Origin of the sequence: Bradyrhizobium sp. ORS 375, assembly GCF_000239775.1 — a bacterium.
GTDB lineage: Bacteria > Pseudomonadota > Alphaproteobacteria > Rhizobiales > Xanthobacteraceae > Bradyrhizobium.
This window is the reverse complement of the sequence record NZ_CAFI01000309.1, coordinates 1-12,512: the sequence shown is the minus strand read 5'-3', so window position 1 is coordinate 12,512 and position 12,512 is coordinate 1. Positions and strand designations below refer to the sequence as shown.

Here is a 12,512-nt window from a genome sequence, read left to right as displayed (position 1 = left end):
CTGCGCTCGCAATGACGGTGGGTGAGTAGCTCGTTCCACAAATCCACCGTCATCGCCCGCGAAAGCGGGCAATCCAGTACGCCGCGGCCTATCGATCGAAACCCGACCGTCACGGAGTACTGGATCGCCCGGTTGAACCGGGCGATGACCGCGGAAAACAGAGCTGTAGTTGGGACTTTCCCCGCACGGGTGCCTAACCCGCGGGAAGGCCACGCACCTATCAACACCCATCCACACCCCGGGTATGACCTTCCGGCCGCCGCTCCCTATATAGACGCCCTGAGCAACCGCGAATCGCAGGGCCATGCGCGTCTTCACCGTTCCCATCTCCGCGCCGTTCCTGCGCAGCGTCATTGCGGCGCTGGTCGACGGCCGGCTGGTCGACGGTTTTGAGGCGCGCAGCGATCCGGCGCGGCTCGCGACGGCCACGCTGTATCTGCCGACGCGGCGCTCGCTCCGTGTCGCGCGCGAAATGTTCCTCGACGAGCTGAAGACCGATGCCGCGGTGCTGCCGCGCCTCGTCGCGCTCGGCGACATCGACGAGGACGAATTGGCCTTCGCTGAGGATCGCGACGCCTTCCTGGGGCCCGCGCCTCTGGAGATTCCGGAGCGGCTTGACGACCTTCAGCGGCGACTGACGCTGGCGCGGCTGGTCGCGGCCTGGGCCAAGACGCCGGTGTCGGCACCGCTGGTGATCGGCGGCCCGGCCTCGACCTTGGCGCTCGCCGGCGACCTCGCGCGTCTCATCGACGACATGGTCACGCGCGGCGTATCCTGGGATGCGCTCGATGCGCTGGTGCCGGATCAGCTCGACAAATACTGGCAATATTCGCTCGAGTTCCTGCGCATCGCGCGCACGGCGTGGCCAGCCTATCTGCAGGAGATCGAGCGCATCGAGCCGGCGGCACGGCGCGATCTCCTCATCGCCGCCGAAGCCGCGCGGCTGTCGGCGCATCCGGACGGCCCGGTGATTGCCGCAGGCTCCACCGGCTCGATGCCCGCGACCGCAAAGTTCCTGCTCGCGGTGGCCAAGCTGCCGCATGGCGCCGTCGTGCTGCCCGGGCTCGATACCGATCTCGACGAGCCGGCATGGAGCTCGATCGGCGGCGCCAAGGATCGTTCCGGACGGGTGATTACCCCGCCAGCGGTCAACCATCCGCAATATGCCATGCACCTGCTGCTCAAGCGCTTCGGCCTGGAGCGGCGCGATGTCGTTCGCCTCGTGCCTCCCGGCCGCGGCGGCCGCGAGGTGCTGATCTCCGAAGCGATGCGGCCATCGGAGGCGACCGCCGTGTGGCACGAGCGGCTGCGCCAGTTCGACATCGCTGCAAATATCGCCGAAGCGATGGACAATCTCTCTGTCGTCGCCGCGCCCAATCCGGAGATGGAAGCCTTGGCGATCGCGATCGCCATGCGCGAGGCGCGCCATCTCGGCAAATCGGCCGCACTTGTGACGCCGGACCGCGCACTGGCGCGCCGCGTGATGGCGGCGCTGACGCGCTGGCATCTGACCTTCGATGACTCCGGCGGTGACGCGCTGCTGGAAACACCGGCCGGCATCTTCGCGCGGCTCGCCGCGGAAGCCGCCGTGCGCGGTCTGGAGCCGCCGACCTTGCTCGCGCTGCTCAAGCATCCGCTGTGCCGTCTCGGCCGCGCCGCTCATGGCTGGAAGCATGCGATCGAGACGCTGGAGCTAGCGCTGCTTCGCGGCACCCGCCCTCAAGCCGGCAGCAGCGGACTCGCGCGCGACTTCGCGCGTTTCCGCGACGAGCATGTCAAACTGCATCAGGGCGAGGCGTCATCGCTGCACCGCGCCGAGCCGCGCGCGCGGCTCAGGCCCGAACAGCTCGACCAGGCCGGTGCGCTGATCGCGCAATTGCAGACGGCGCTCGCCCCGCTGGAAAATCTCGCCTCCCCGCGCCCGCAGGATTTCGCCGAGCTGGCCGCGCGGCATCGCGAGGTGCTGATCGCGCTGTCGGCCGACGATGTCGGCCTCACCACCGCCTTCACCGACCGCGACGGCGCGGCCCTGGCGCGCTGCTTCGATGATCTGCTCGCCTCCGGCGAGCGCTGCGGCCTGATGGCGCCGCTGTCGGATTATCCGGACCTGTTCCACACTGCCTTCTCCGATCGCGCGGTGCGCCGCCCCGAGCGCCACGGCGCGCAGCTGCAGATCTACGGCCCGCTCGAAGCACGGCTGATGCAGGCCGACCGCATGATCATCGGCGGCCTGATCGAGGGCGTCTGGCCGCCGGCACCGCGCATCGATCCCTGGCTGAGCCGTCCGATGCGGCATCAGCTCGGACTCGATCTCCCGGAGCGCCGCATCGGCCTCTCCGCGCATGACTTCGCGCAGTTGCTCGGTGCGCCCGAGGTGATCCTGACGCACGCTGCAAAATCCGGTGGTGCGCCGGCCGTGGCCTCGCGCTTCCTGCACCGGCTCGAAGCGGTGGCGGGCGCCGAACGCTGGAAGGCGGCGGCCGCGCGTGGCGAGACCTACGTGCGCTATGCCGAGGTGCTCGATCAGCCGAGGGAAGTGAAGCCGGTCGAGCAGCCGGCACCGAAGCCGCCGCTGGAGGCTCGGCCGCTGCGCATGTCAGTGACTGCCATCGAAGACTGGCTGCGCGATCCCTACACGATCTTCGCGCGCTACATCCTCAGGCTCGATCCGCTCGACCCCGTCGACATGCCGCTGTCGGCCGCCGATCGCGGCTCGGCGATCCACGAAGCGATCGGCGAGTTCACACAGACCTTCGCGAAGGAGCTGCCGCTGCATCCGGCGCATGCGCTGCGGGTGATCGGCGAGAAGCATTTTGCGCCGCTGATGGAGCGGCCTGAGGCGCGGGCGCTGTGGTGGCCGCGCTTCCAGCGGATCGCCGGCTGGTTCGCGGCCTGGGAGACGGCGCGACGCGAGCAGATCGGCGCGATCACCGCGGAGATCCGCGGCGAGATCGGAATTCCTTTGGGTAAGGACCGCACCTTCATGCTGTCGGCGCGTGCCGACCGCATCGAGCAGCGCGCCGAGGGCACCTACGCCATCCTCGACTACAAGACCGGACAGCCGCCGACGGCCAAGCAGGTGCGCATGGGCCTGTCGCCGCAGCTGACGTTGGAGGCCGCGATCCTGCGCGAGGGCGGCTTCGACGGCATCCCCGCCGGCAGCCTGATCAGTCAGCTTGTCTATGTCCGATTGTCCGGCAACAATCCGCCGGGCGAGGAGCGCATTCTCGAACTGAAGATCAACAAGAGCGACACGCCGCAGCATCCGGACCAGGCCGCGCAGGAGGCGCGCAACAAGCTGGAAGAGCTGATCCGCAGCTTCGAGGACGTCAACCAGGGCTACACCTCGCTGAACCTGTCGATGTGGGCCAACCGCTACGGCAGCTATGACGACCTCGCCCGCATCAAGGAATGGTCGGCGGCCGGCGGCTTGGGGGTGGAGGAATGGTGAAGGCGCCCCGCCCCATTCCGCAGGCCGTGCGCGACGCGCAGACGCGCGCGTCGAACCCGGCGGCGTCCGCCTTCGTGTCGGCCAATGCCGGCTCGGGCAAGACGCATGTGCTGGTGCAGCGCGTGATCCGGCTGCTGCTCGACGGCGTGCCGCCGGAGAAGATCCTCTGCATCACCTTCACCAAGGCCGCCGCTGCCAACATGGCCGAGCGCGTGTTCTCGACGCTCGGCCATTGGGTCACGCTCGACGACGATGCGCTCGACAGCGCCATCAAATCCACCGGCATTCTCACGTCCGACAAGAAGCTGCGGGCGTCGGCACGAAAGCTGTTCGCCAGCGCGCTGGAGACGCCGGGCGGATTGAAGGTGCAGACCATCCACGCGCTGTGCACCCGGCTGCTGCAACAATTTCCGTTCGAGGCCAATGTCCCGGCGCGGTTTTCGGTGCTCGACGAGCGCGACCAGACCGAGATGATGGAGCGCGCCAATCTCAAGGTGCTGCTCGACGCGGCGCGCGCGCCCGACAGCGCGGTCGGCCGCGCGCTGCAGGTGGCGATGGCCAATGCCGCCGACTCTACGTTCAAGGAGGTCGTACGCGAGGCCTGCCTGAGCCGCGATCATTTCATGGCCTGGACCGATGGCGCCGGCCGCGTCGAGGTCGCCGCGCAGCATCTCGGCGAAGTCCTTGGCATCGGTGCTGATGAGACGCTGGAAGCGATCGAGCGCGACATCCTTGATGGTCCTAATCTGCCGCGCGCGGATTGGACCGACATCGCTGGCCGGCTGGACGGCGGGGCCAAGACTGACCAGAAACAGGCGGACCAGTTGCGCGCCGCGCTGGCGTTTTCGGGCAGCGATCAGGTCGACGAATATCTTTGCGTGTTCCTGACTGACGACAGGGAACCGCGCAAATCGGTGCTGACCAAGAAGTTCGCCGAGAACAATCCCGGCCTTGCTGGCCTGTTCGACTCGGAGGCACGCCGGCTCGACCGCCTGATCGAGAAGCGCCGCGCCGCCGTGGTGCGCGACCGCACCGAGGCGCTGCTGCAGATCGCGACCGCGGCTGCTGCGAACTATCGCCGCGAGAAGGAAGAGCGCGGGCTGCTCGACTATGACGACCTGATCGACAAGACGCTGGCGATGCTGAACCGCGTCTCCGCCGGCTGGGTGCACTACAAGCTCGACCGCGGCGTCGACCACGTGCTGATCGACGAGGCGCAGGACACCAGCCCGCGGCAGTGGGACATCGTCGCCCACATCATCGAGGAGTTCACCTCAGGCGCCGGCGCGCGCGACGGGCTGACGCGCACGATCTTCGCAGTCGGCGACGAGAAGCAGTCGATCTTCTCGTTCCAGGGCGCCGACCCGCACGAGTTCGATGCGCGACGGCGCCAGCTGCAGAAGCGCTTCACCGACGCCGGCCTGCTGTTCGATCCAGTATCTTTCACCTATTCGTTCCGCTCCGGCCCGACGGTGCTGCACGCGGTCGACCACGTGTTCCGCGAGCGCGAGGTCTACAGCAGCATTCATTCGCCCGATATCGGCTACCCCATCCACAACGCGCTGACCGACGCCGGGCCGAGCCTGGTGGAACTGTGGTCGTTGTGCGAGCGCGATGATCGCAAGGAGATCGAGGGCTGGCGCGCGCCGTTCGACGGCGTGTCCGTCACCAGTCCCGAGGTGAAGCTCTCCCGGCGCATCCAGGCCGAGATCAAGCGTCTGATCCGCGTCGGCACCATGACCGGCCATGACGGCGCGCGGCGGCGGCTGAGCTATGGCGACATGCTGATCCTGGTGCGCCGGCGCGGCACCGCGTTCGATGCCGTGATCCAGGCGCTCAAGCACGCCGGCATCCCCGTCGCCGGCGCCGACCGGCTGAAGCTGACCGAGCACATCGCGATCATCGATCTGATGAACCTCGCCGACGCGCTGCTGCTGCCGCAGGACGATCTGGCGCTGGCGACCGCGCTGAAGAGCCCACTGTTCGGGCTCGACGATGATGATCTGTTCAAGCTCGCCTGGCAGCGTCGCGGCAGCTTGCGCGAGGCCCTCACGACGCATGCCGCTGATGACGCGCGACTACAAGCGGTCGTTCGACGGCTGCAGCAATGCGAGCGTCGCGCGGCCGAGGACACGCCGTTCGCGTTCTACGCCTGGCTGCTCGGCGGCGATGGCGGACGGCGGCGCATCCTGGCGCGGCTCGGCCACGAGGCCAATGACGCGCTCGACGAATTCCTCGAGCTGGCGCTGTCCTACGAGCGCAAGGCGCCGGCCTCGCTGCAGGGCTTCGTCGCCTGGCTGCGCGCCGCAGACACCGAGGTGAAGCGCGACATGGAGATCTCGCGCGACGAGGTGCGCGTGATGACCGTGCACGGCGCCAAGGGTCTCGAAGCCTCCGTGGTGTTCCTGGTCGACACGACCTCGTCGCCGGCGGATTCGCAGCGGCTGCGGCTGATCCACGTGCCGCATGGCGAGCAGGAGATCGTGGTCTGGGCCGGCCGCAAGGCGGACGACCCGCAGCCCGTCGCGGCGGCACGCGTGGCGATGCTCAAGGAGACCGAGGACGAATATCGCCGCCTGCTCTATGTCGCGATGACCCGCGCCGCGGATCGGCTGGTGATCGGCGGCTGCATGCCGGGCAACATGACCAATGTGCGCGGCGGCAGCTGGTATGACCTGATGGCGCGCGGTCTCGACGCGGCGGGGCTGCAGGTCGAGGTGACCGAGACCGAGGATGGGCCGGTCAAGCGCTACGCGCGCGCCGAGGACATCGCCGAGACCGCCAGCGATGAGGCCCGGCAGATCGTAGAGACGGCGGTCGAGCTGCCGGCGTGGCTGCGCACGGCGGCTATCGAGGCGCCCGGCGAGGTCGCCGTGCTCCGGCCGTCCGATCCATCCTCCGACGAGCGGCCGGTACGCTCAGGCGAATCGCTCGCCGCCCGCAGCCTCGCGATGCAGCGCGGCACGCTGGTGCACCGCCTGCTGCAGTCGCTGCCGGAGGTGGCAGCCGAGCGGCGGCGCGATGCCGCGTTGCGATACCTGCTGCGCAATGCGCCGGATTGGCCGGAGGACGACCGCAACGGGCTGGCACACAGCGTGCTCGGCGTGCTCGAAGATCCCCGCTTTGCGGCGGTGTTCGCGCCGGGCAGCCGCGCAGAGGTCTCCATCGTCGGCCGGTTGGCACTGGCCGCGCAGCCTGCGGCGCTGGTCTCCGGTCAGATCGACCGCCTGGTGGTGACCGAGGCCGAGGTGCTGATCGTCGACTTCAAGACCAATCAGCAACCGCCCTCGGACCTGGCCGACGTGCCGCAGGCCTATATCCGGCAGCTCGCGCTGTACCGCGCCGTGCTCGGCCAGCTGTACCCCGGGAGGGCGGTGCGGGCCGCCCTGCTCTGGACCGAAGCCCCTGAATTCATGGAGCTTCCGGTCTCCGCGCTGGACGCCATGCTGCCATCCCAGCACGACTGAGTGAGCGCGCTTGACCAAGCATGATGCCATTCATACTTTGACACCCACGCTGAGGCGGCGCGATGTCAGCGCCGCTCCCTCCAACCCAACGAGGTAATTTCCATGGCCGCCGTAGCCAAGGTTTCCGACGCCGATTTCGAAAGCGAAGTGCTCAAGGCCGACGGTCCGGTCGTGGTCGACTTCTGGGCCGAGTGGTGCGGCCCGTGCCGCATGATCGCGCCGGCGCTCGACGAGATCGCCAGCGCGATGGGCGACAAGGTCAAGATCGTCAAGCTGAACGTCGACGAGAGCCCGAAGACGGCCTCGAAGTATGGCGTGATGTCGATCCCGACCTTGATGGTGTTCAAGGGCGGCGAGATGGCCTCCCGCCAGGTCGGCGCCGCGCCGAAGGCCAAGCTGCAGCAGTGGATCTCGTCGTCGATGTGACGACTGGAACCAGGATTTTTCTCGAACGGCCGGCGCAAACGCCGGCCGTTTTGCGTTGAGAGAGGTGTTTTCCGCGTTTTCAGGTCCCGCCATGCCCGCCCGTGCTCATCGCTCCGCCTCCCGCAAGTCAGGCCTGCTGGCCATGGAGGCGCGCTCGGTGGAGGCGATCCCGCGCGGGAAGGAGTGGCAGTACGAACCGAAATGGGACGGCTTCCGCTGCCTGCTGGCGCGCGACGGCGCGGCGGTCACGATGCAGTCCAAGGCCGGCGAGGATCTCGCGCGCTACTTCCCCGAGGTGGTCGCTGCGGCGCGCGAGCTGAAGGCCGCCCGGTTCACGCTCGACGGCGAACTGGTGGTGCCGCAAGCCAAGTCGCTCTCGTTCGACGCGTTGCTGCAGCGAATTCATCCAGCCGCCAGCCGGGTGAAGAAGCTGTCGGCCGAGACGCCCGCGCTGTTCCTCGCCTTCGATCTGCTGGCGACGGCGAAAGAGAAGGAGCTGATCGCGCAGACGCTGCACGAGCGGCGTCCGGCGCTGGAGGCGTTTGCGAAGGCTAATTTTGCTGGGCATCCGACCTTCCGGCTATCGCCGGCAACAACTCGCTTCGCCACCGCACAGGACTGGCTGGCGCAGTCCGGTGGCGGCTCGGACGGCGTGATCGCCAAGCGGATCGACCTGCCCTACCAGGCGGGCAATCGCGACGGAATGCAGAAGATCAAGCGTTATCGTTCCGCAGACTGCGTGCTCGGCGGCTTTCGCTACGCCACGAACAAGGGGATGAACGGCCGCAAGCTGGTCGGCTCGCTGCTCCTCGGCCTCTATGACGATGACGGCCTGCTGCATCACGTCGGCTTCACCTCCGCGCTCAAGGCCGCGGAGAAGCCCGCGCTGACCGACAAGCTCGAGCCGCTGATCTCGCCGCCCGGCTTCACCGGCAACGCGCCGGGCGGGCCGAGCCGGTGGTCGACGGAACGCTCCGCGGAATGGTGCCCGCTGAAGCCGAAGCTCGTGATCGAGGTCTGCTACGACCATTTCTCCGGCGGTCGCTTCCGCCACGGCACCTCGATCCTGCGCTGGCGCCCGGACAAATCGCCGAAGCAATGCACGCTCGAGCAGCTCAAGCAGAAGGTCGCCGATCCCCTGAAGCTGCTCGCCTGATCAGCGGATCCAGCCGGTCGCCAGCGCCGAGGCGAACTCTGCGTCGCCATTGGCGCGCGCCAGCTCGGCCATTGCGCTGTTATCATAGGGCACATGGCGGAAGCTTACGCTCCAACCGGCCGGCGTCAGCTCCAGGATCGCGTAGCGCGCGTCGGGCGTACCGGCCTGCACGACATGCGGATGGGGAACGTTGTACGAGTAGCCGGGGCTGCCGACGCTGCCGGGATTGACGATCAGCCGACCGTCACGCAGCCGCACAGCGCGCGCGGTGTGCGTATGGCCGCACAGGATCAGCGATTGCGAAATGCCTGCGGCTCGCTTCTCGATCTGATCGAGCGGCGCGCAGGTGATCGCGCCCTCCGGCGCGACGGTTTCGAGCCAGTAGACGTTGTCATCGTCAGGCGTGGCGTGACAAAGAAACACCTGATCACGATAGACCGCCGTCGCCGGGATCGTGCGCAGCCAATCGAGATGCTTCCTGTCGAGCTGCGGATAGACCGGGCGCTCCCACGCGCCCATCTTCTCGAACGGGCGATCGATCAGCCAGCGATCGTGATTGCCGCGCACATGCACGGCCTCGAGCGCCATCAGCCTGTCCAGCGACTTGCGCGCGTCCAGCGGGCCGCTCGCCATGTCGCCGAGATCGACGATCTCGGTCACGCCTTGCGCACGGATATCGGCGAGCACGGCTTCGAGTGCGAGATGATTGCCGTGGACGTCGGCGATCGCGGCAAAGCGCATACGATGTTGTCCTCAGGTCGGCGGCGTGCCGTTGAGGTCGAGCACGTGGCCTGCGAGATAGAGCGACCCCGTGATCAGAATACGCGGCGGCACTTCGTAGGCAAGCCGCGCGATGCCGGCGAGCGCGGACGCGACGCCGTCGGCGATCTCGACGCGCATGCCGAGCGTGCGCGCGGCAGCAGCGAGATCGGCCGGCGCCATCGCCTTGCTCTCGTTCGGGATCGGAACGACGATGATGTGCCGCGTCAGCCCGGCGAAATTGGCGAGGAAGCCGGCGGCATCCTTGTTGCCCATCATGCCGACGATGACGACGAGCTGCCGCGACACCCGCTCTTCGAGATCGCCGATCGCCGCGGCGACGACGCGGCCGCCTTCGGCGTTGTGGCCGCCGTCGAGCCAGATCTCCGCGCCCTGCGGCGCGATCGCGGTCAGCGCGCCGTTCGACAGCCGCTGCATCCGCGCCGGCCATTCGGCGTTGACGATGCCGTCCTCGAACGCCTTGGTCGAGAGCTTGAACTGATCGAGCGCACGTAACGCGGCGATCGCAAGACCCGCATTATCGAACTGATGCCGGCCGAACAGCTTGGGTGCCGGCAGATCCAGGAGACCGCGATCGTCCTGATAGACGAGACGGTTGCGCTCGACGCTGACGTGCCAGCTCTCGCCCGCGGCGAACAGCGGCGCGCGCTGGCGCCTGGCCTCGCGCTCGATCACCGCCATCGCGTCGGGCTCCTGCGCGGCCGAGATCACCGGGCAGCCGCGCTTGATGATGGCAGCCTTCTCGGCCGCGATCAGCGCGCGGGTGTCGCCGAGGAATTCCATGTGGTCCATGCTGATCGGCGTCAGCACGGAGGCCGCGACCTGCTCGACCACGTTGGTCGAATCCAGCCGGCCGCCGAGTCCGACTTCGAGCAGCACGACATCTGCCGGATGCTTGGCGAACAGCACGAAGGCCGCAACGGTCTTCACCTCGAAGAAGGTGATCGGCGCGCCGGCATTGACGCGTTCGCATTCGAGCAGCGCAGAGATCAGCTCGTCGTCATCAACAAGGACGCCGCCGCCGACCTGGCCGAGTCGGTAGCTCTCGTTGATGCGCACCAGCCAGGGCGAGGTGAAGACGTGGACGCGCAGGCCAGCCGCTTCGAGCATCGCCCTGAGGTAAGCGACCGTTGAGCCCTTGCCGTTGGTGCCGGCGACGTGGATCACCGGCGGCAGCTTGCGCTCGGGATGATCGAGCTGCGCCAGCAGCCGGTGCATGCGCTCGAGCCCGAGCGAGATCTTGCTCGGATGCAGCGCGGAGAGCCGCGTGATCAGCTCGTCGAGCGAAGGCTGGGCGGCAGAAGCGTTCACGCGCTCGTTGCGACCGCCGGCGCTTCCGCCGTCTCGGCGGGCTTGGCCGGCGGCGGCAGCTGCGGCGCGGGCTTGGCGTGTTCGACGGCCGGTGCCTTGGTCAGCAGACGGCACAGCCGCGCCAAGGTCGGGCGCAAATCATGACGGTGCACGACCATGTCGACCATGCCGTGATCGAGCAGGTACTCGGCGCGCTGGAAACCCTCGGGCAGCTTCTCGCGAATGGTCTGCTCGATGACGCGGGCGCCGGCGAAGCCGATCAGCGCGCCGGGCTCCGCGATGTGGACGTCGCCGAGCATCGCGTAGGACGCGGTGACGCCGCCGGTGGTCGGATTGGTCTGCACGACGATGTAGGGCAGCTTGGCCTCGCGCAGCATCTGCACGGCGACCGTGGTGCGCGGCATCTGCATCAGCGACAGAATGCCCTCCTGCATGCGCGCGCCGCCGGAGGCCGCGAACACGATGAAGGGCGACTTCTTCTCGACCGCAAGCTCAAGCCCGCGCACGATCGCCTCGCCCGCGGCCATGCCGAGCGAGCCGCCCATGAAATCGAAATCCTGCACGGCGATGACGACGCCCATGCCTTCGAGCTTGCCGAAGCCGACCTTGACGGCATCGTTCATGCCGGTGCGCGCCCGCGCATCCTTGATGCGGTCGGCGTAGCGGCGCTCGTCACGGAACTTCAGCGGATCGGGTGTCACCTCGGGCAGCGCGACGTCGAACCAGGTCTCATTGTCGAACATCGACTTGAGCCGCGCGCCCGCGCCCATGCGCATGTGGTAGTTGGAGCCGGGGATGACGAACTGGTTGGCCTCGACGTCCTTGTAGAACACGAGCTGTCCGGAATCCGGACACTTGATCCAGAGGTTCTCCGGCGTCTCGCGGCGCAGGATGTTGCGGATCTTCGGCCGAACCACATTGGTAAGCCAGTTCATGAAAAGCTCCGTTTTGCGGTCGCCCGGATATATGGCGGGACGGCAGCGCCACGGCAAGCCGGCCGCGACGCTCCCGTAGGCTTGGTTGACGATCTATTCCGCCGCCTGTTGCGCCCCGCGCACGCCCTGGGCCAGGGCAGCGGCGAGATCCGCGACGGCGCTGACGGTCTTGGGCGTCGCGCGGCCCTCCGAATCGAGGCTGGCCCGCAAGGCATCGACCAGGGCCGTGCCCACGACAGCGCCATCGGCATTGGCGGCGATGGCGCGGGCGGTCTCCGGTGTCCGGATGCCGAAGCCGACGCAGACGGGCAGCGCCGTATGGCGCTTGATCCGTGCGACAGCCGCACCGACAGCGGAGGAGTCGGCCGCAGCGGCGCCAGTGATGCCGGTGATCGAAACGTAGTAGACGAAGCCGGAGGTGTTCGCGAGCACGGCCGGCAGCCGCTTGTCATCGGTCGTCGGCGTCGCCAGGCGGATGAAGTTGAGCCCGGCCTTCAGCGCCGGAATGCACAGCTCAGTGTCTTCTTCCGGCGGCAGGTCGACGATGATCAGGCCGTCGACACCGGCGGTCTTCGCGTCATCGAGGAACTTGTCGACGCCGTAGATGTAGATCGGGTTGTAGTAGCCCATCAGCACGATCGGCGTGGCCGCGTCGCTCTCGCGAAAACTGCGCACCAGCTGCAGCGTCTTCTTCAAGGTCATGCCGGCCTTGAGCGCGCGCAGGCCCGCCGCCTGGATCGACGGCCCATCGGCCATCGGATCGGTGAACGGCATGCCGATCTCGATGATATCGGCGCCCGCCTGCGGCAGCGCCTTGACGATCGCGAGCGAGGTCTCCGGATCGGGGTCACCCCCCATCACGAAGGTGACGAATGCCGAGCGGCCTTCCGTCTTCAACTGCGCGAAGCGCGCATCCATTCTCGTTGTCATCGGGCGGCCCAGAGCATGCTATACCTCTCCCCTGTGGGGAGAGGTCGGCTGCGAAG

Annotated in this window: 8 protein-coding genes; 4 read left to right on the top strand and 4 right to left on the bottom strand. The window is 67.9% G+C overall.

From position 1 onward, the window contains the following. Positions 1–304 precede the first annotated feature (304 nt). The 4 genes from addB to BRAO375_RS22780 all read left to right on the top strand — a co-directional run bounded on the left by addB (position 305) and on the right by BRAO375_RS22780 (position 8,500). Complete coding sequence (gene addB, locus BRAO375_RS22795; RefSeq protein WP_009029810.1) at positions 305–3,451, top strand: double-strand break repair protein AddB; 3,147 nt, start codon at positions 305–307, stop codon at positions 3,449–3,451. Further along, the gene (gene addA / locus BRAO375_RS22790; protein ID WP_035641696.1) at positions 3,445–6,918 is read left to right on the top strand and encodes a double-strand break repair helicase AddA; all 3,474 of its coding nucleotides are present in this window, start codon (positions 3,445–3,447) and stop codon (positions 6,916–6,918) included. Before addB ends, addA begins: the two co-directional genes overlap by 7 nt. A 102-nt stretch (positions 6,919–7,020) precedes the next feature. Beyond that, the gene (trxA, locus tag BRAO375_RS22785) at positions 7,021–7,344 is read left to right on the top strand and encodes a thioredoxin (RefSeq protein WP_006611141.1); all 324 of its coding nucleotides are present in this window, start codon (positions 7,021–7,023) and stop codon (positions 7,342–7,344) included. Positions 7,345–7,486: 142 nt separating this feature from the next. Beyond that, a complete protein-coding gene (locus BRAO375_RS22780; RefSeq protein ID WP_009029808.1) occupies positions 7,487–8,500 on the top strand; it encodes an ATP-dependent DNA ligase in 1,014 nt (337 codons plus the stop codon). Here BRAO375_RS22780 and BRAO375_RS22775 read toward each other — a convergent pair whose 3' ends face one another. The 4 genes from BRAO375_RS22775 to trpA form a co-directional block, all read right to left on the bottom strand. Beyond that, complete coding sequence (locus tag BRAO375_RS22775; RefSeq protein ID WP_009029807.1) at positions 8,501–9,241, bottom strand: metallophosphoesterase family protein; 741 nt, start codon at positions 9,239–9,241, stop codon at positions 8,501–8,503. 12 nt (positions 9,242–9,253) lie between these two features. Then, positions 9,254–10,591 (bottom strand): bifunctional folylpolyglutamate synthase/dihydrofolate synthase, encoded by a 1,338-nt coding sequence (locus tag BRAO375_RS22770; RefSeq protein WP_009029806.1) that lies wholly within the window; start codon positions 10,589–10,591, stop codon positions 9,254–9,256. Next, positions 10,588–11,526 carry an acetyl-CoA carboxylase, carboxyltransferase subunit beta gene (gene accD, locus BRAO375_RS22765; protein WP_009029805.1) on the bottom strand — a complete coding sequence of 313 codons (939 nt, stop codon included), beginning with the start codon at positions 11,524–11,526 and terminating at the stop codon, positions 10,588–10,590. The genes BRAO375_RS22770 and accD overlap by 4 nt, the downstream gene beginning before the upstream one ends. A 93-nt stretch (positions 11,527–11,619) precedes the next feature. Beyond that, positions 11,620–12,456, bottom strand: coding sequence for a tryptophan synthase subunit alpha (trpA, locus tag BRAO375_RS22760; protein WP_035641693.1), 837 nt, complete (start codon positions 12,454–12,456; stop codon positions 11,620–11,622). Between the last annotated feature and the right edge of the window lie 56 nt (positions 12,457–12,512).